The organism is Sphingomonas montanisoli (assembly GCF_008274695.1).
Lineage (GTDB): Bacteria > Pseudomonadota > Alphaproteobacteria > Sphingomonadales > Sphingomonadaceae > Rhizorhabdus > Rhizorhabdus montanisoli.
In genome coordinates this window covers 799,086-818,116 of the sequence record NZ_VTOU01000002.1, presented here as the reverse complement: position 1 = coordinate 818,116, position 19,031 = coordinate 799,086, and the positions used below count along the sequence as shown (strand labels likewise).

Sequence of the window (19,031 nt, the reverse complement as noted above, 5' to 3'; positions counted from 1 at the left end):
TCTAAACCGTGCCCGTCGCCGACGATTGAGGGGGGAGAGCGTCAGGATCATGCCGTCGTCCGAGCATCCGCTGGTCGTCGACATGGATGGCACCCTGATCCGCGCCGATCTGCTCCACGAAACCGCGAGCCAATATCTGTCCGACAATCCGCTGCGTATTGTCCGGCTCGCCGGCTGGACGATGGCCGGCAAGCATGCGCTGAAGGAACGGCTGGCGGAGGCGACACCCTTCGATCCGGCGGCCCTGCCCTATCACGAAGAGGTGATCGAATGGCTCCGCGCCGAACGCGCGAAGGGCCGTCCGATCGTGCTGGCCACCGCCAGCCACCGCCGCCTCGCACAGGCCGTCGCCGATCATCTCGACCTGTTCGATACGGTGCTGGCCACCGGCGACGGCGTGAACCTGAAGGCGGAGGCGAAGCGGGATGCGCTGGTCGCGCTCTACGGCGAAAAAGGCTTCGACTATGTCGGCAACGATGGCGCCGATCTGGCTGTCTGGGCCGTCGCCGACAAGGCCTATCTGGTAGACAGCTCGGCCGCTTTCGCCGATCGCGTCCGCGCCGTCGCGACGCTCGATTGCGTCTTCGCCGATGGCCGCAAGCCCGCCCCCGCCGCCTTGTTCCGTGCGCTGCGCCCACACCAGTGGGTCAAGAATCTGCTGATCTTCGTGCCGATCCTCGCCGCGCACCATTTCCGCGATGTCGACGGGATGATCGCGGCGCTGATCGCCTTCCTCGTCTTCGGGCTGACCGCGTCGAGCGCCTATATCCTGAACGACCTCGCCGACGTCGCCGACGATCGCCATCACCGGCTGAAACGGCACCGCCCCTTCGCGGCGGGCGACCTCAGCCTGCTCGCCGGGTGGGCCTTGTGGCCTGCTCTGCTGCTGATCGCGGGGCTGATCGCCGCGCTCGCGCTGCCGCCGGCCTTCGTGGGTGTGCTGGCGATCTATTTCGTCGTCACCGTCGCTTATTCGCTGCGATTGAAGCAGGTCGCGATCGTCGACGTGCTGGTGCTCGCCGGCCTCTATTCGATCCGCATCGTCGCGGGTGCAGCCGCCACCAACGTGCCCTTGTCCTTCTGGCTGCTCACCTTCGCGCTTTTCATCTTCCTCAGCCTCGCGCTCATCAAGCGGGTCAGCGAACTGCTCGTCGCGCGGGCCAGCGGGCGTGAAACCTCGCTGCGCGGGCGATCCTACGGGCCGCAGGATCTGGAGATGCTGTCGGCGATGGGCGTGGGCGCGGGCTATCTCTCCGTCCTGGTCCTCGCGCTCTACATTCACGACGCGCAGACGGCGGAGCTTTACGCATCGCCCCGCTTCATCTGGCTTGCCTGCCCGATCCTGCTCTACTGGATTTCGCGTGCCTGGCTGATCACGCACCGGGGCCAGATGCATGACGATCCGATCGTGTTCGCGATCAAGGACAAGGCCAGCATCCTGATCGGCGTCGGTTTTCTCGGTGTCTTCGCGCTGGCCAAGGGATTGGGATGAGCGCGACCCGTATCGCCATCCTCTACACGGCCATTGCCGCAGCATCCTCGGCGATCAACCTGATCGTCCAGATGATCGTGATCGCACTCTACAGCGGGCCGTTCGCGATCGAATTGTCGATGATCATCGGCATCGGCGCCGCGCTGCCGCCCAAATATGTGCTGGAGAAGCGCTGGATCTTCGCCTTCACCGCGAACAATCTGCGCCACGACGGCGGGCTGTTCCTGCTCTATTCGGGTCTCGGGCTGTTCACGACCGCGATCTTCTGGGTGATCGAACATTCGTTCCAGATCGTTTTCGGCACAGATGTGATGCGCTATGTCGGCGGCGCGATCGGCCTCGCTGTGGGGAATCACGTCAAGTATCAACTCGACAAGCGCTTCGTGTTCGTCACGCGGGCGGCCGCCTGATGGAACTGAGCGGCTGGGGGCGCTATCCGCGTGTCGACGCGCAAGTCGCGTTCCCCACCGATGCCACGGCCTGTGCGCGCGCGGTCACCGCCTCGCAGACAATCGCGCGCGGTCTCGGCCGGGCCTATGGGGATAGCGCGCTGGCGGACGATGTCGTCGCGATGTGCGGGCTCGATCGCTTCCACGCCTTCGATACCGAAACCGGGCTGCTCAGCTGCGACGCGGGCGTCTCGCTCGACGAAATCCTGACCCTGCTCGTCCCGCGCGGCTGGTTCCTGCCCGTCACCCCTGGCACACGCTTCGTCACCGTCGGCGGCGCGATCGCCAGCGACGTGCATGGCAAGAACCACCATGTCGACGGCACGTTCGGCGATCATGTCGTCGCGATCGATCTGCTGCTGGGCAATGGTGAGGTCGTCCGCATCGGCCCCGACGCGCAGCCCGATCTGTTCCACGCGACCTGCGGGGGCATGGGGCTGACCGGCATGATCCTGTCCGCCACGATCCGGATGCGGAAGATCCGATCGAGCCTGATCCGCGAAACCACGGTCAAGGCGCGCGATCTGGACGCCATCCTCGCCGCCTTCGAAACCCACGGCAGCGCCACCTATTCCGCTGCCTGGATCGATTGCCTCGCGCGCGGCAAAAGCCTTGGCCGATCGCTCCTCATGCTCGGCGAACATGCCGACGAAGGCCCGCTGGCGCCGCGCACGAAACCGCCCCGCGCCGTCCCGTTCGACATGCCCTCGGGCCTGCTCAACCGCGCGACCGGCAAGGCGTTCAACGCCTTGTTCTACGCGCGCGGCCCCTCGACCGTCCGCACGCGCACGATCCCCTACGAGCCGCATTTCCACCCGCTCGACGGCCTCGCCGAGTGGAACCGTCTCTACGGCCGGCAGGGCTTCGTCCAGTACCAGTTCGTCCTGCCCAGCGCGGAGGGGCTGCGCCGCATCCTCGAAACGATCGCCATGTCGGGCCAGGGCGCGTTTCTCGCCGTCCTCAAGAAGTTCGGGCGCGCGAACCGAAACCTGCTGTCCTTCCCGACCGAAGGTTATACGCTCGCGCTCGATTTCAAGGCGGCGCCGGCGGTGTTCGCATTGCTCGACCTGCTCGATCGGGCGGTCCTCGATCTGGGCGGGCGAATCTATCTGGCGAAGGATGCGCGGATGAGCGAGGCGATGTTCAAGGCGAGCTACCCCAACTGGCAGGCATTTCAGGAGGTCCGCGCGCGCCACCACGCGATCGGTCGCTTCGCCTCGCACCAGTCGAAGCGGCTGGGCCTGTCATGACCCGGATCGCGATCATCGGCGCGACATCGGGCATCGCCGAACATTGCGCGCGATTGTGGGCCGGGCGCGGCCATGACCTGACCCTCGTGGGCCGCGACACGGCCCGCCTCGATGCCGTCGCTGACGACCTCAAAGTGCGCAGCCCCGTGTCGGCGATCGACACGCTGGTGGCCAGCGACTTCCTCGATCCGCAGGCCGTCGACATGATCGTCGGCGCGCTCTGTGCCGAACGGCCGGTCGACATCGCCCTGATCGCACACGGCACGCTGCCCGATCAGCAGGCGTGCCAGAATGACGGCGCGCTCGCGGCGGACACGATGCTGGTCAACGGCGTTTCGCCCGCTCTGTTCGCCGAAGCTTTTGCGCGCCACATGGTCCCCGTCGATCGCGGCACGATCGCGATCATCGGGTCGGTCGCGGGCGATCGGGGGCGCAAGGCGAACTATGTCTATGGCGCTGCCAAGGGGCTGGTCGATCGCTACGCGCAGGGGATGCAGCACCGGCTGGCGAACACGAACGTCCGCGTCGTCCTGGCCAAGCCCGGCCCGACTGCGACCGCGATGACCGCCGCGTTACAGACGAAGGGCCAGCGCATGGCCTCCCCCGCCGATGTCGCCAAGCGGATCGTCGCCGCGATCGATCGCGGCAGCCCGGTGGTCTATGCGCCCGCACTCTGGGCGGTGATCATGGCGGTCGTGCGCCTGCTCCCGCGCCCGATCTTCCACAAGCTCAACATATGACAGCCAAAGAGCGCGCCCTCCACTGGCTGCTCCTCGCGGTGCTGATCCTGCTCGCGGCCGAGCAGTTCGCCGATGCGCTGATCGAGCATCGCCACGCCCCGATGCTCGACCTCGCGGTCTATCGCAGCGCGGCCGAGAACGGGCCGCTGATCCGGTCACCGCACGGGCCGATGTATTTTACCTACCATCCGATCATGCGGCACTTTTTCGAGGCGCTTGGCGCGCAGTTCGATCTGAAGCTGCTGACGGTCTATACCCTGCTGACCCTGCTCTATGGCGCCACGATCCACACGCGGCCGGGCGCGGCGCTGGCGACATTCCTGGGCCTCGCCATCGGCGGTCTGGGTGTCGCGGCGATCACCACGGGCAACATCACGCCCTTCGTGCAACTGGCGATCCTGGGCCTTGCCGCGCGCGGCTTCGATGCGCCGCGCGACCGCTGGACCTTCCTCGCGGCGGTTGCGGTCACGGCGATCGTGAAGCCTTATATGATCGCCTATGCGATCCTGCCCCTCGGTGTCGCGATGGGCCGCCGTCAGCCGCTCCGCCCCCATATGATCGCGGCGGCGGCGACGATCGGCGCGGTCGTCGCACTGATCGCGCTTTACGCCGTCGTTCGGCCCGACGAGACGGCGACCTTCATCCGCAACCTGACGACCCAGACGCTGGCGCAGGGCGACCTGGGGATTGGGTCTTATGGCCGCCTCGCCGGGCAATTGGGGTCGGCCGGGGCGCTGATCGCGCATGGCCTGATCGTCCTTACCGCCGCCGCCATCGCGATCGGATCGGCGTGGAGGCAGGGGCGCCTCGCCGACCCCGCCTTTGCCCTGCTGCTGTTCTTCCTCGCCGCAATCCTGAACCCACGCCTGCAGGACTATGACCTGTTCCCCGCGATCGTCGCGCTCACCCTCTACATCCTGAGCACCGGCGGCTGGCGCGCGACGGCCGCGCTCCTCCCAGCCTTCATAGCCGCCGCGATCCCGCTGCACGGCGCGCGCTTCGTCGATATCGAAAGCGGCTTCTGGCCCTACGCGCCGAACGTCTATGCGGTGGCGACCGCGCTGCTGGTGCTCGGCCTGCTCACCCTGCCCCGTTCGCCGCGATCGCCTTCCGCCCGGCCCTGAGGCCGATCAGCAACACGATCGCCGAAGCCGGCCCGAAGATCGCATAGGTCGTCGCGATACCCAGCCCGACATGCTCGGCCCCACCATAGACCTTCTCGGTGAAGATCGCGACGATCGACGGGCCCGTGATCATCCCGATCAGGTTCAGCACCACCATGAAGATCGCGATCGTCCGTGCGCGGAAACGCTGCGGGGTCGACACCTGGATGTGCGCGATCGCGGGGCTGGTGAAGGGCAGCATGATGTGGATCATGCCGATCATCAGCAGCACGACCGGCGCTGACTCGATCACCGTGAACGCGATCACGCCCACTACGGTCAGCGCGATGCAATTGACCACGAAATAGCGATAATGAGCATCGCGCATGCCGGTATTGTGCAACCAGTCGACCAGCCAGCCTCCACCCACGAACCCTGCGAAGCCGGCGACGCCCTGCACCAGCCCCAGAGTCGAACCGATCTTCGCCGCATCATAGCCGAAGTGCCGCCCCAGATAGGCCGGCGCCCAGCCCGCGACCGCATAGGCCAGGATCGCGTGCAGCCCGACGCCGATCGAGATCGTGGTGATGTAGAAGGCGTTGGCGCGCAGCCACGCGCCATAGCCAGGTGCCGCCGCGAGCGCCGCCGCCTCCTGCGCCGTCGGCAAAGCGCGCTTCGGGCGCGGGATCAGGAAGATCAGGGGGGCGATCAAAATGCCCGGCGCGCCGACGACCAGGAACGTCACCTGCCACGGCTTGAAGCCCCACAGGCCGCCCATCCCCTCGGCCCATTTCATCACGAAGCCACCGATCGCGAGCGACAGCCCCCCGCCGATCGCGATGCCGCCCGCCAGCACGCCGATCGCGAAGGTCAGCCGCCTTTTGGGAAACAGATCGCCCACGATCGCATAGGATGACGGCGAAAGCGTCGCCTCCCCCATCCCCACCGCAAAGCGCGCCGCGAACAATTGCCAGTAACTCTGCGCCATCCCGCACAGCATCGTCGCGATCGACCAGCCGGTGACGCCGAAATAGACCACCCAGCGCCTGGAGAACCGATCGGCCAGCCACCCCATGGGCACGCTCGACAGCGCGTAGAACAAAGCGAAGGCAAAACCCTGGATCAGGCTGAACTGCACGTCGGTCAGGTGCAGGTCCGCCTTGATGGGATCGACCATCAGCGCGATGATCCCGCGATCGAGGTAGGACAGGATCGTCATCACCATCAGGATGCCGATCGAGAACCAGCCGATCAGGCCGCCCTTCGGTTCATCCTCGGATATCGCGGCGGCGGTCGCTTCAGCCATGATAGTTCATCCAATCCGGAAAACGCAGCTTGGCGTGGGGCAATTCGCGCAGCCCCTGTTCGGCCAGCAACGCCTCATAGTCTGCCTGATCGTCGGACCAGGACCGCGCATCGCCCATGAAAACTTCGAACAATTCCACGCCCTCGGGACCGGCGATCATCGGCCCGCCCGCCATCCCCTGCTCCAGCACGATCTGCATCCCCGCGCTGCATTCGACATCGCCGAACCGCATCGATCCCTTCAGGACGTAGATCACCTGGCGGCTGTTATGGCCGTGCTTGCGGATGATCATGCCGGGATCCCAGCTGGCCAGCAGCGTCATCGATCCGGGGGTGAATTCCAGCCACTTTTCGCGCACGGCCATGCGGCGGCCGCCCCCATCACTGGCGCCGTCGCCTATGACGCGCACCTCCTGCCATTCTTCCTCATCGGCATGGCGGAAGCGGATTTCGGGTGCAGGCGCGTCAGGCATTGAGCCCTCCGTTGATGCTGATGATCTGGCCGGTGATCTTGGTCGACAGCGGCCCGCACAGGAAAAGCGCGAGCGGCGCGATATCGGCGGGGGTCGGCAGGCCGAGGCCGGCCTTGTCGCGCGCCTTCTGCACGCGACCGCCGCCCAGCTCCAGGAAGCGATCGAAGATCGGCGTCTGTTCGACATAGCTGGGCGAAATGCAGTTGATCCGCACCCCGTCGCGCGCCGTCTCCAGCCCCAGATTGCGCACGAAGGCGATGATCGCCGCCATCCGCGCCGCCACCAGCGACTGGCGCGGCGCCGCGAACAGGCCCGAATCCGACGCGAACGCCACGATCGCCCCGCGCGTCTCGCTCAGGTGCGGCAGCGCCGCGTGGCACATCTCCTGAAAGCTCGCGACGCCCATTTCCAGAAAGGCGCCATAGGCCGCCGGATCGGTGCGGCTCAGCGGCCCGCTGATCGCGCCGGCCGGTCCATAGCCCGCCGCATGGATCAGCGCGTCGAGCCGACCATGCACCGCCACAGCCTTCTCGACCAAGGCCGCGGACGATCCGGGCGCGGTCAGATCGGCGATCAGCGGGGTAAATCCGCCCTCCGGACAGCGCGCCGCCAGCGTCTCGATCGCCTTGGCGCAGCTCTCCTCGCGCGATCCGTGAACGATCACCCGCGCGCCGCCTTCAGCGGCCTGCGCGGCGATCTCGATGCCGATCGCGCCCGTGCCGCCGACGACCAGCAGCACGGCGTCCGGCGCGACGATTCCGATGGTCATGCTGCCCCTCCCGATCTCACACCTCCTGCGCCCGCCTCTTTCCGGGCGGTGCGCGATTTTTCGGGACTAACGCGCTTTTGCCCAGCGTAGCAAATCGCTTTTCGTCATTGAGGCATCTCAATCGGCGAAGTCTCGCGAACATCGCCAGCTGGCGCCATGTTCGCCCCGCCTACCTCGTCATTGCGAGGCGCCGCAGGCGACGCGGCAATCCACTCCGCACTGGAGAGGCGCGGAGAACCGGATCGCCTCCCTCCGCTCGCAATGACGAAGCCAGCGCGCAAAGCCCTCCCCTCCCCCAACGTCACCCCGGACTTGATCCGGGGTCCAGCTTCTTCTTCCTTCTGAAGCCTTCTCCCGCTTGCGGGAGAAGGTTTGGATGAGGGTCTTCTTCCTTCTTCCACCGCCCCTCGGAGGCGAGGCAGATCCTCACCCCAGCCCTCTCCCGCAAGCGGGAGAGGGAGCCAAAAGCTGGACCCAGGATCAAGTCCAGAACAAACAGAGTACAAATTCACCCTATCGCGCTCGCGTGTCGCTCTTTCTCATCGTCAGCAGTCGCGCCATTATTGCGAATGCCAATCAATATCCCATCAAAGGGATGCATTCCCGCGATGACGTAGTGACAAGTTTGACAACTTTCGCGCACCATCGTGACGCTGCGACTCGTAGCGGTCGCAGGCGCTCCGCGAGCCTCCAAAATCGCGCGCGAGGCTTAGGGAACCCGCCGCACGCTCAAAATCTTGACGGGCTTTTCGATATATTGCCCCTTCATCGAACCCGATCCGGCATTGGCGATCGTCCTGGCCGCCAGGATCGCCTTCACCACGTCCATGCCCTTCACCACGCGGCCGAACGCGGCATAGCCGACGCTCTTGCCCTTGGCGTCCATGCCCGGCGACGGGCTGACCATGATGAAAAAGTCGCCCATCGCGGTCCCCGGCTCGGTCCGCGCCATCGAAATCGTCCCTGCGATATGCTTGAGGCCGGTCTTGCTGGTCGGCTCGTGCGCGATCGGGGGAAAGGATCGGAAGATGCTATGCTGGATCCCGCCCTGGACGAAGCCCATCTTGGGATCGCCCTTTGCCCGCGCCGCGCGATAGAAGGTGGTGCCATCGAGCTTCTTGCCGTCGACATATTTCAGGAAGTTGGTGGCGGTGATCGGCGCCTTCTTCACCTCCAGTTCGATGACGATGTCGCCCTTGTCGGTCTTGATGTCGACGCGCGGCAGCTTGGCCGGGGCCGCCGCGAGCGGCGCGGAGACGGCGAGCGCCAGCAGAGCGAGCGATGCGCGGATCATTTGGCGCCGCCCTTCTTCCCGTCGAGCGCCTCGACCGTCGCGGTCGCCCACGGTGCGTCCTTCATCGCCAGCGCGACCTTCTCCGCCTGCGTCATCACGCGCAGCACATTCTCGCCCGCCAGCTTGGCGATGTCGGCGTCGCTCCACCCGCGCTTCATCAACTCGGCGAGCAGGGCGGGATAGGTCGACACGTCCTCCAGCCCCTTGGGCAGCTTGTTGCTGACGCCATCGAAATCGGAACCCAGGCCGACATGATCCTTGCCCGCCATCTTCGCGATATACTCGACATGGTCGGCGACCATCGCCAGCGTGACGACGGGGGCGGGATGCGCCGCCTCCCACGCCTTCAGCGCCTCGGCCGCCTTGTCGGGCTGGCCGATCAGCATCCCCCCGAAGGGCGGCGTGTTGAGGCGCGCGCGTTCGGCCGAGCGATCCGATTCCCAGCGCCAATAGGCTTCGGACACATAGGAGTCGGCATAGTTGACCATCACCACACCGCCATTCGCCGTCACCAGCTTCAGCACATCGTCGGGCACGTTGCGCGGGTGCGGATCGACGCCATAGGCGCTGGAGTGCGAGAAGATCACCGGCGCCTTCGTCACGCGCAGCGCGTCGCGCATCGTCTCCGCGCTGACATGGCTCAGGTCGACAAGCATGCCGAGCCGGTTCAGCTCCGTCACCACCGCCTCGCCGAATGGGGTCAGGCCGCCATGTTTGGGATTGTCGGTCGCCGAATCCGCCCAGTCGATCGTGCGCGAATGGGTGAGCGTAAGATAACCCGCGCCCAGATCATGATAGGCACGCAGGACGGAAAAGCTGCTGTCGATCTGCCCGCCGCCCTCGACCCCGATCAGCGACGCGATCTTGCCCTGCGCGTGGATGCGCCGCACGTCGGCAGCGGTGCGCGCCAGCGCGAAGTCGTTGGGGTAACGCGCGACGATATGCTTGACGAGGTCGATCTCCTCGAGCGTCTCCTTGACCTGATCAAGCGGCGGTTGCCCCGCCGACACCCACACCGACCAGAATTGCGCGCCGACCTTGCCCGCGCGCAGCCGCTCGATATCGGTGTTGTACGGATCGGGGCCAGTGCCCAGCCCCTTGGTCAGATCGAGGCTCCACCGCCCCTCCCCCGCATTGCCGCGCAGCGCCTCGGGCCAGTCATTATGCCCGTCGATCAGCGGGGTCTTCTTCAAAATCTTCGCAACGCGCGCGGCATAATCCGGCGCGGCATATGCGGGGGTGAGCGCGAGCAGCGCCGCGGCGGCGAAAAGGGCGGTTTTCATGGGAACGCAGCGTGCCGTGCCGCGATGCGGACGGCAAGCAAAACAACTCGATCCTCTCCCGGAGGGAGAGGGGGACCACCCGCAGGGTGGTGGAGAGGTATTGGCCGGCAGCGGAGTTCATCGCTTGTGGCGAATACTCCTCCACCGGCTACGCCGGTCCCCCTCCCCCTCCGGGGGAGGATCTTATTCCCCCGCCACCTCGAGCAGGATCTTCCCCCGCACATGCCCGTCCTCGACGCGGCGTTGCCCCTCGCCCGCCTGCTCCAACGGCAGGACCGCATAGGGCGGCGTGCGGATCGCGCCGGCCTCAATCCCTTTCACCAGCTCGCGCCATGCCTCGACCTGGAACCAGCGCGCATCGGGCTTGCGCGCGTCCATGATGTTGTTGACCACGCGGATGCCGCGCGCCTTCGCGCTGTCGAGGTCATAGGCCTCCACATCGGTCAGCAGGTTCTGGATAACGACAAGGACGCCGCCCGGCTTGATCACGTCGACGATGTCGGCGGGCAGGCTGTGCTGACCAACCGCGTCGATGACGACGTCGATGCCGTCCGGTGCCCATTCGGCCAGCGCGGCCTTGGTATCCTCCTTCGTATAATCGATTACCCGATCGGCGCCGAGGCCCGCGACATGATCGACATTGCGGGTGCTGCACGTCGTCGCCACCCGACAACCGATCCACTTGAGATATTGGACGCCGAACGTGCCGACGCTCCCCGCGCCGCCGCTGAAGAATACGGTGCTGCCCGGCGCCACCTTCGCCACCTCGATGATCGTCGATGCGGCGCTGGCCGAGGCGGTCGGGATCGTCGCCCCTTCGGCCAGCGTCAGCGCGGACGGCAGTTTGAGCACGCGCATCTCGGGCACGCAGGCATATTCGGCATAGCTGCCCGACATGCCCTGCCCCAGACCCGACATCGCGATCACCTTGTCGCCCGGTGCGAAGGCGGTGACGCCCGGTCCGACCGCTTCGATCACGCCCGCACAGTCCATCCCGACGACCATCGGAAACGGCCCCCGCACCACGGGCAACAGGCCCGCGCGCGTCTTCCAGTCGGCGGGATTGATGCTGGCGAAGGCGACACGGATCAGCACCTGCTCCGCGGCCGGTTCGGGCACCGGCAAGTCCGCCACCCGGAATTCCTCCGGCCCGCCGAAACGGTCGATCACCATCGCCTTCATCACATCTCTCCCTTTATCGGGAGCGATCATCGCAAGGCGTTTCGCCGTGGGTCAAGCGTCGACGCTACGTCTTCCGCTTTGCCCCGTTCAGCGCCGACGCCGCCTGCACCAGCGCCTTGAACGCGCCGGCGTCGATCGCCCCGCCTTCAAAGATGTCGATCGCGCGGCGGGCATTGCCGTCGAGGCTGGCGTTGAACAGCTTCGCCGGATCGTCGATCGACGCGCCCTTAGCAAAGGTCAGCTTGACCTTGTCCTTATAGGTTTCGCCCGTGCAGATGATGCCGCCATTGCCGTACCAGGTCGGCACGCCACGCCATTTCCATTCTTCGACGAGGTCGGGCACCGCCTGGTGGATCAGCGCACGGGCCCTCGCGAGCGTCTCGCCCCGCCAGTCACCCAGTTCCGCGATGCGACCGTCGATCAGTTCGGATGGCGTTTTCTCGGTCATCCCTGCTCCCCTGCGCCTGCTTCGCGCCACATTACCAATCGATGCGGTAGGTGACCAGAAAGCCGTCATGGTCGGACAGCTCCGGCCCGCTCGATCCGCCGTCGAACATCGCCTCGACGCGGATGGGTCGGACGGTCGCGCGCTTGCCGTTGGCGAAGAATTGCAGATCCTGCGTGTCCATCCACGGTTCGTCGCCGTCCCACGACATGCGGACATCGCAGCCCGATTGTGGATCGGCGCAGACCCGGTGCACGAGGTGGAGCGTCTGATAGCGTGACAGATTGTCCCAACGCGGTTCCGAATGCCGCATGTTGAAATCGCCGCCAAAGATCATCGGATTGTCGTCGGCATGGGTCTGTTTGAAGAATTGCGAAGCTTCGAAAGCCTGCCGCTCATGCGCCGCAAGGTTGCGCGGCTCGGGCGCCTTCGATGCCCCGCGCGAGTTCATGTGGGTGTTATAGATATCGATCGGCACCGGCACGCCCGGCACCGCGATCCGCGCGAGCATCACGCCTTTGTTCGCAAGGCAATCGATCCCCGCGCAGGATCGGCGACCATAAGGCTGCCGGGCATCGCCGACGATGGGATAGCGCGATGCAATGACTATCCCGCCGCCCGTCAGATGGATGCCGAGTTCGCCATGCTTCCACCGCGTGATACCCGGCAGGGGCATAGTGACCGACGGTTGGGCCTTCATCGTGCGGTGCGGTCCGCTGACGATCGCCGGATAGCCGGTGGCGAGGATCGCGCGCTTGGCCGCGCCGCTGAACACCTCCTGAAACAACACCACGTCGGGCGCGTGGCCGGCATCGCGCATTGCCTTCAGCCGACGCCCGATCTGCTTTAGCTGGCCAGCACGACCCGATCGGGCGGGCCATCCCAGCCCCTCGACATTATAGGTGAGGACCGAAAGCTCCGCGGTGCCCGATGCGGATGGCCGCGCATCGGCCGGCGGTGGAGCCATCTGCCGAAGCCGCGGAGACACGCCGCATGAAGCGGCCAGCAACAGGACAACCGCCGACAAACCGAAGCGAAGGCGCGTTCCACCTTGCCGGCTGGGGCGCCGCATCGCGAGCAGCCTCAATCCCTCAGCGTGATCCACGTCGGGGCATGATCGCTCGCCTTCTCCTTGCCCCGCGTATCCTTGTCGACGCCCGCGTCGAGCAGGCGATCGGCGGCGACGGGGCTGAGCATCAGATGATCGATGCGGAAGCCTGCATCACGCTGCCACGCGCCCGCCTGATAATCCCAGAAGGTATAGGCCGGACCGTGCGGGTGGATCGTGCGGAGCGCGTCGGTCCAGCCCGCATTGCACATGCGGCGAAAGGCGGCGCGGCTTTCGGGCTGGGTCAGCGCGTCATTCGCCATCGCGCGTTCGGAGAAGGTGTCGTCGGTGCTCGACGTCGGGATGACGTTATAATCGCCACACAGGATCACCGGCCGTTCGGAGATCCACAAAGTCGCCGAATGATCGATCAGCCGATCGAACCAGGCGAGCTTGTAATCGAACTTGGGGCCAGGCTGCGGATTGCCGTTGGGCAGGTAGATGCAGCCGACGATCAGATCGCCGACATCGGCCTCGATATAGCGACTGTGGGTGGGATCGGGATCGTCGGGAAGCCCCTTCATCCGCTCGATCGGCTGCTGACCCCTGGCGAGGATAGCGACGCCGTTGAACCCCTTCTGCCCGTGCCAGATCGCGCCGTAGCCGGCCGCCTCGATCTCTGCGGCGGGGAAGGTTTCGTCGCTGGTCTTGATCTCCTGCAGGCAGGCGATGTCGGGCTGTTTCTCCTCAAGCCATTCGAGGAGGCGGGGGAGACGGGCCTTGATCCCGTTGATGTTGAAGGTCGCGATCTTCATGGGAGCGACCGATAGCGCGGCGCTGGCCCCCCGTCACGCATCGTCGGCCCCATAAACGAAGAAGCAGCCCGGCACCCCTGCGTGCCGGACTGCTTCGCCCCGTTCGAAACGGTCGTGAAGAGGGGACCGGAGCCCCCTCTTCGGATCAGAACGCTGCCGAGATCGAGAAGACGACCTGGCTGCCCGAGATCGGCTTGCCATCCTTGGTCGAACCGAAGTTCGGGCGCAGATAGGTGCCGTCGCTGGTCTTGATGTTGGTATCGACATAAGCGACGCCGACCGTGATCGGCGCGAGACCGAGATCGGCGAGCGACAGATCGCCACCGAGCATCCAGTCGATATACTGGCCGGTCGGCGCGACGCTGGTGCCGTTCGGGCCGAGGCCCGAATTGCCCTTCGAATAGCCGGCATGCGCCTTCAGCGTGATCGGCGTTCCTTCGATGGCGCTGCTGACGTCACCCCAGATGTAGAGATTATCTTCCTTCGCGCCGGGTCGGTCGGGGATACCGGTCGCGAAGGTGGTGGCGTTGTTATACCACTTGCCCAGCGCCTGCTGCTTGGGCGCGTAAGCGATGCCACCCAGCCAGTTGACGGGGCCGAACGTGGTGCTGAGCTTGATATACGGCTCGGCGAAATCGGTTTCCGACGCACCGCCCGGATACATGTACCAGGTCAAGCCGACGTCGAGCTTCACGCCCTCGCTGACTTCGGTCGCGAAGCCGCCGACGAGGTCGAGTTCGGTGTTCGAACCGCCGAAAGTGCCCCAGCCCGACAGGTTCGAAGCCCAGGTCGCGGCATAGAGGCCGCTTTCGTGGGTGATGGTCAGGCCGCCCTGAACGGCCAGTTCCTCATCCGACTGCGAAACACCGCGGAAACGATAGTCGCTGACCATGCCGACGCTGCCCGATACGGTGAAAGGGCCGGAAGCTTCTTCCTGAGCGAGAGCGGGCGAGGCGGCTGCGAGGCTCAGCGCAGTGGCGGCCAAGAGCTGAAAGCGCATAGAACAATCCCCTTATACGGTTGGACTGTTCCTCCTGATGTATCGGCCTGCCGAGGTCCGTACTTGCGGCCCCGATCATCGTCGATGCAGTGCAGCATTGCCGCCAACTCGATGACCGGGCGTTGCTTATTCGTTACAAAGTGTTGCTATGAAAGGTGCCACGCTCGACCGTCACCGAGCGTGGCACCAACGCAACACTGACCTGGGTTTTCCGTTGGGGACGGGAGGCAACCCCGGATCAGTGCGCGATACGAATTCAGACCTCGATACGCTTGAGCTGGGCCGGATGACCGTCCACCTCGATTGTCATGCCGCCCGCGCGACGGCGCTTGATCCACTCGCCGAGCATCTCCGCGACGGTATGGTCGATCGCCGGCACCCGCTTGATGTCGAGCGTGAGCTTGCGGTCCTTCGACACCGCGTCGAGCGCATTGCTGAGCTTGGGCAACGTCACGAAGGTCGCTGCGCCCGTGAGCTGAAGCTCGCTCGAATTGCCCTCATCCTTGCGCAGAACACGCAGGTTGAGGCGACGCGCATGCGGCACCAGTTCGACAAGCGAGAGACCCAGGCCGACGAGCACGCCGGTCAGCAGGTCGGTCGCCACCACCATCACGAAGGTCGCCGCCCAGATCGCGGCAGGCAGGATGCCGTGATTGTGGAACAGGTGGCGGACATGGCTGACCGACACGAGGCGGAAACCGGTGACGACCAGGATACCGCCCAGCGCGGCCATCGGGATCGTCTGCAGCAGCCAGGGCAGCAGCGCGACGAAACCGAGGATCCACACGCCGTGCATGATCGCCGAGGCGCGGGTGAGCGCACCCGCCTGCACGTTGGCCGACGAGCGCACGATGACGCCGGTCATCGGCAGCGCGCCCGCGAAACCGCAGAGCAGGTTGCCCACGCCCTGTGCGCGCAGTTCCTTGTCATAATCGGTGCGCACGCCATCATGCATGCGATCGACCGCCGCCGCCGACAGCAATGTTTCGGCCGAGGCGATGAACGCGATGGCAAGCGCGGTGACCACGATCGCCGGATTCATGATCATGCCGACGAAGGTCTGATCGGGCGGTACCACGGCCGCGATGATCGACGCCGGCACACTGACGCGCGCGATATCGAACGAGATCAGCATCGATACGAGCGTGCCCGCCACCACGCCGACCAGCGCGCCCGGCACTAGCCGCAGCGACTGCGGCCGCACCTTTTCCCACACCAGCATCGCCGCGATCGTGATCACGCCGATGAAGAAGGCGGCTTCGGCGGCCGAAGCGCTCCACGGAGTCAGGCCGAGCAGGCGGCCCGGCATCGCCGAAAGATTGGCGAGGCCATTGGGAAGCGGCTTGGCGTCGAACAGGACGTGGAACTGCCCCGCAACGATCAGCGCGCCGATACCCGCCAGCATGCCGTGAACGACCGCGGGCGAGATGGCGCGAAACCAGCCGCCCAGCTTGAACACACCCGCGACGAACTGGATCGCGCCGGCAAGCGCCAGGATCGGGCCAAGCGCCGAGATGCCGTGCTGCTGCACCAGTTCGAACACGATGACTGCGAGGCCCGCGGCGGGGCCGCTGACCTGCAGCGGCGACCCCGCCAGGAAACCGACGACGATGCCGCCGATAATGCCCGTGATCAGGCCCTTTTCGGGCGGCACGCCCGAAGCGACCGCAATGCCCATGCACAGGGGCATCGCGACCAGGAAGACGACGATCGAGGCGGTGAAATCCCGCGAGAACGTCTTTTGAAGGCTGGCGGGGAGCAGGCTCATTCTGCGGCTTCGGCGATGAAGTCTGCGGCCAGGCGCTGGCTGGCGGCATGCGCCACCGGCAGCGGCTGATCCTCACGCAGCGGCACAAAGCGGCCGGTCGCGCCGTCGAGGCCGAGCACCTGCCCGGCATGGATGTCGACGAACCAGCCGTGCAGCGACATTTCGCCGCGCGCGACCGACGAGGCGACCGACGGGTGGGTCTTCAGGTGGTTGAGCTGTGCCACGACGTTCTCGAGGCTGATCGCGCGAACGTGGTCGTCACCCTGGACGTTCGGATAGGCGTCTTCGACAACCTTGACCGCCGTCGATGCGTGGCGGAGCCAGGCGGCGACGTTGGGCATGCTGTCGGTGCTGCCCGGCTTGGTCAGCGCCTTCATCGCGCCGCAGTCCGAATGGCCGCAAACGATGATGTCGCGGATGCCGAGTACCATAACCGCATATTCGACGGTGGAGGTGACGCCGCCATTCTGGGTGGCATAGGGTGGCACGATGTTTCCCGCGTTGCGGCATACGAACAGGTCGCCGGGCTCCGCCTGGACGATATGTTCAGGCACGATGCGCGAGTCGGCGCACGAGATCATCAGCGCCTTGGGGAACTGCCCATGCGTTGCGAGCTTGCCGTAGAGGGCGCTTTTGTTCGGGAAGGTGGACTTCTCGAAGCTGAAGACCCGGCCGATCAGCTCGTTCATGATTATTGCTCCTCAACAGACGTACAGCAGCCGGATTTCCGGCCATTGGACCGAGGAATTAGCGGCCTGCTTTTTCCGCAGCGCGGCGCGAATGTAAGGAAATATTGCTGGCCGGCGCGCGCCGATGCGGCGGGCCTAACAGGATTGTTCGTAACGCATCTGTGATGGCATAAGGCGCCATGCACATCGAAACCGTGGCGCCTGATTCTGCACGCCGGATCCGGATCTGCTTCTTTTTCAACGCGCAGCGGCACCAACTGCTGCACGGCATGGCGACGGCCGTTCATCTCGCGCGCATGCCGCGGCACGACGTCTGTGTCGTCTCCCCCGCGCAGGGGCATATCGATTATGCGCTGACGCTTACCGAACGGCTAGGCGGCGCGCCGATCACCTTCGTTCACGCCCGCTCGGGCCTGCTTGCGGCAGGCATGAAGCGGACGGGCAAGGTCATCCCGCCCAAGCTGCTCAGCCTGGGCGTCCTCGCACGCTGGCTCAACGGGTTCGATGCGATCGCCCTGCCCGAACGCACCTCCATCCTGCTGCGCAAATTGGGGGTGAAGCACCCGCGCTTCATCCATCTCGATCATGGCGCGGGGGATCGCGCAGCGGGCTTCGATCGCCGGATCCGCCGGTTCGATTTCGTGCTGATGGCCGGCCCCAAGCATCGCGAGCGGCTGATGCGCGAACGGCTGATCGCGCCGCAGCGGCACGCCGTGGTCGGCTATCCCAAGTTCGAGGCGGCGGATGCGATCCGCGATCCGGACTGGCGCCCCTTCGCCAACGATCTGCCGATCGTGCTCTACAACCCGCATTTCTCCCCGCTGGGATCGTGGAAGCCGTGCGTCGAGCAAGTGCTCGAGGCGTTCGCCGCGCAGGATCGGTACAACCTTCTCCTCGCCCCGCATGTCCGTCTGCTCGACGGCAAGGAAGCGCAGGCGCGCTGGGCGCCGCTGCTCGATCGGTTTGACGGCCATCCACGCATCCACATCGATCGCGGCAGCGACCGCGCGATCGACATGACCCACACCTCGCTCGCCGACCTCTATCTGGGCGACGTTTCGAGCCAGGTTTACGAATATCTGCGCACGCCCCGCCCCTGCCTGTTCCTGAACCCGCACCGCGTCGATTGGGTGGAGGATGAGAATTACGGCCATTGGCATTATGGCGAGGTGCTGGACGGTGAAACCCTGGATGGGGCGAACGACATCATAGCCGCTGTCGATCGCGCCTTCGCCGATCATCCGCGCTATCGGCCGGTTCAGGAACGCGGCATGGCGCGCACCTTCCTCCCCGAAGGCGGGGCGAAGATGGCCGCGGCGGCGATATCGACCTATCTGGCGCAGGCGACCCCCCTGCCACAGCCCGTCCCCCGCCGGCGTGATCCGCGGCCACATGGCCATCGCTCGACCCGGTCGCTCGGTGCGACCGCGCGGCGGGCGGCCGTGCTGCTGACGGTGCTCGCCGGGGGAGCGCTTCTCTACAATGCGGCCGGCCCCGGCCCGACCGAAGCGGCGACATCACCCTTTCTCGACCGCGCGGTCGCTTCGCACCGCACCACCCTGCTGCGGCAGGATATGCGCAGCCAGTCGCCTTCGACGGCTTATGATCCGGAGGACATCCGGCGCGCGACCGGCATCGTCATGCCGAAGCTGCCTGCTGGATGGAGCGTCGGCGACACGCAGATCTATCCGTCGACGTTGGGCGATATCGTCCAGGTGATGGTCCGCACCCCCGGCGGTGATCGCCTTTCGCTCGTCGCGATGCGCGTCGAAACCAACGCCGAAGGCCAACCGCTCCTGGAACAGCGCGCAGCCGAGGACATCGCTTATTGGGAAGATCGAGACTGCGCTTATGCGCTGGTCGGCGACCTTCCCTCGTCCGAGCTGCTCGGACTGGCGGCGGAGCTTTCGCGGCTGACGTAATCGA

At 65.8% G+C, this 19,031-nt stretch carries 18 protein-coding genes; 6 read left to right on the top strand and 12 right to left on the bottom strand.

What is annotated here, in order from left to right; all coding sequences use genetic code 11:
* Positions 1 to 49 precede the first annotated feature (49 nt).
* From FYJ91_RS09735 to FYJ91_RS09715, 5 genes are read left to right on the top strand one after another with little or no spacing between them, the layout of a single operon-like run.
* The gene (locus FYJ91_RS09735) at positions 50 to 1,492 is read left to right on the top strand and encodes a UbiA family prenyltransferase (protein ID WP_149522046.1); all 1,443 of its coding nucleotides are present in this window, start codon (positions 50 to 52) and stop codon (positions 1,490 to 1,492) included.
* On the top strand, positions 1,489 to 1,902 hold the full coding sequence (locus FYJ91_RS09730) for a GtrA family protein (protein WP_149522045.1): 414 nt from the start codon (positions 1,489 to 1,491) through the stop codon (positions 1,900 to 1,902). Before FYJ91_RS09735 ends, FYJ91_RS09730 begins: the two co-directional genes overlap by 4 nt.
* Positions 1,902 to 3,191, top strand: a complete 1,290-nt coding sequence (locus FYJ91_RS09725) for an FAD-binding oxidoreductase (protein ID WP_149522044.1) — start codon at positions 1,902 to 1,904, stop codon at positions 3,189 to 3,191. Before FYJ91_RS09730 ends, FYJ91_RS09725 begins: the two co-directional genes overlap by 1 nt.
* Complete coding sequence (locus tag FYJ91_RS09720) at positions 3,188 to 3,931, top strand: SDR family NAD(P)-dependent oxidoreductase (protein ID WP_149522043.1); 744 nt, start codon at positions 3,188 to 3,190, stop codon at positions 3,929 to 3,931. The genes FYJ91_RS09725 and FYJ91_RS09720 overlap by 4 nt, the downstream gene beginning before the upstream one ends.
* Positions 3,928 to 5,055, top strand: a complete 1,128-nt coding sequence (locus FYJ91_RS09715) for a hypothetical protein (protein ID WP_149522042.1) — start codon at positions 3,928 to 3,930, stop codon at positions 5,053 to 5,055. Before FYJ91_RS09720 ends, FYJ91_RS09715 begins: the two co-directional genes overlap by 4 nt.
* Here FYJ91_RS09715 and FYJ91_RS09710 read toward each other — a convergent pair.
* The 12 genes from FYJ91_RS09710 to FYJ91_RS09655 all read right to left on the bottom strand — a co-directional run bounded on the left by FYJ91_RS09710 (position 5,012) and on the right by FYJ91_RS09655 (position 17,105).
* On the bottom strand, positions 5,012 to 6,340 hold the full coding sequence (locus tag FYJ91_RS09710) for an MFS transporter (RefSeq protein ID WP_149522041.1): 1,329 nt from the start codon (positions 6,338 to 6,340) through the stop codon (positions 5,012 to 5,014). The genes FYJ91_RS09715 and FYJ91_RS09710 overlap by 44 nt on opposite strands.
* The gene (locus tag FYJ91_RS09705) at positions 6,333 to 6,812 is read right to left on the bottom strand and encodes a cupin domain-containing protein (RefSeq protein WP_149522040.1); all 480 of its coding nucleotides are present in this window, start codon (positions 6,810 to 6,812) and stop codon (positions 6,333 to 6,335) included. Before FYJ91_RS09705 ends, FYJ91_RS09710 begins: the two co-directional genes overlap by 8 nt.
* The gene (locus tag FYJ91_RS09700) at positions 6,805 to 7,581 is read right to left on the bottom strand and encodes an SDR family NAD(P)-dependent oxidoreductase (RefSeq protein WP_149522039.1); all 777 of its coding nucleotides are present in this window, start codon (positions 7,579 to 7,581) and stop codon (positions 6,805 to 6,807) included. Before FYJ91_RS09700 ends, FYJ91_RS09705 begins: the two co-directional genes overlap by 8 nt.
* A 709-nt stretch (positions 7,582 to 8,290) precedes the next feature.
* Positions 8,291 to 8,875, bottom strand: a complete 585-nt coding sequence (locus FYJ91_RS09695; protein WP_149522038.1) for a peptidylprolyl isomerase — start codon at positions 8,873 to 8,875, stop codon at positions 8,291 to 8,293.
* The gene (locus FYJ91_RS09690; RefSeq protein WP_149522037.1) at positions 8,872 to 10,158 is read right to left on the bottom strand and encodes a dipeptidase; all 1,287 of its coding nucleotides are present in this window, start codon (positions 10,156 to 10,158) and stop codon (positions 8,872 to 8,874) included. Before FYJ91_RS09690 ends, FYJ91_RS09695 begins: the two co-directional genes overlap by 4 nt.
* Positions 10,159 to 10,341: 183 nt before the next feature.
* Positions 10,342 to 11,340, bottom strand: a complete 999-nt coding sequence (locus tag FYJ91_RS09685; RefSeq protein WP_181008423.1) for a quinone oxidoreductase family protein — start codon at positions 11,338 to 11,340, stop codon at positions 10,342 to 10,344.
* Between the two features lie 64 nt (positions 11,341 to 11,404).
* The gene (locus tag FYJ91_RS09680) at positions 11,405 to 11,788 is read right to left on the bottom strand and encodes a DUF1801 domain-containing protein (RefSeq protein WP_149522035.1); all 384 of its coding nucleotides are present in this window, start codon (positions 11,786 to 11,788) and stop codon (positions 11,405 to 11,407) included.
* Between the two features lie 31 nt (positions 11,789 to 11,819).
* Positions 11,820 to 12,752 (bottom strand): endonuclease/exonuclease/phosphatase family protein, encoded by a 933-nt coding sequence (locus FYJ91_RS09675; protein WP_246152548.1) that lies wholly within the window; start codon positions 12,750 to 12,752, stop codon positions 11,820 to 11,822.
* 116 nt (positions 12,753 to 12,868) lie between these two features.
* Positions 12,869 to 13,648 carry an exodeoxyribonuclease III gene (gene xth, locus FYJ91_RS09670; protein ID WP_149522033.1) on the bottom strand — a complete coding sequence of 260 codons (780 nt, stop codon included), beginning with the start codon at positions 13,646 to 13,648 and terminating at the stop codon, positions 12,869 to 12,871.
* Between the two features lie 145 nt (positions 13,649 to 13,793).
* Positions 13,794 to 14,648 (bottom strand): TorF family putative porin, encoded by an 855-nt coding sequence (locus tag FYJ91_RS09665; protein ID WP_149522032.1) that lies wholly within the window; start codon positions 14,646 to 14,648, stop codon positions 13,794 to 13,796.
* Between the two features lie 256 nt (positions 14,649 to 14,904).
* Positions 14,905 to 16,416 carry a SulP family inorganic anion transporter gene (locus FYJ91_RS09660; protein WP_149522031.1) on the bottom strand — a complete coding sequence of 504 codons (1,512 nt, stop codon included), beginning with the start codon at positions 16,414 to 16,416 and terminating at the stop codon, positions 14,905 to 14,907.
* A complete protein-coding gene (locus FYJ91_RS09655; protein WP_149522030.1) occupies positions 16,413 to 17,105 on the bottom strand; it encodes a carbonic anhydrase in 693 nt (230 codons plus the stop codon). The genes FYJ91_RS09660 and FYJ91_RS09655 overlap by 4 nt, the downstream gene beginning before the upstream one ends.
* A 179-nt stretch (positions 17,106 to 17,284) precedes the next feature.
* Here FYJ91_RS09655 and FYJ91_RS09650 point away from each other — a divergent pair, with 179 nt between their 5' ends.
* On the top strand, positions 17,285 to 19,027 hold the full coding sequence (locus FYJ91_RS09650) for a hypothetical protein (RefSeq protein WP_149522029.1): 1,743 nt from the start codon (positions 17,285 to 17,287) through the stop codon (positions 19,025 to 19,027).
* Positions 19,028 to 19,031: the final 4 nt, after the last annotated feature.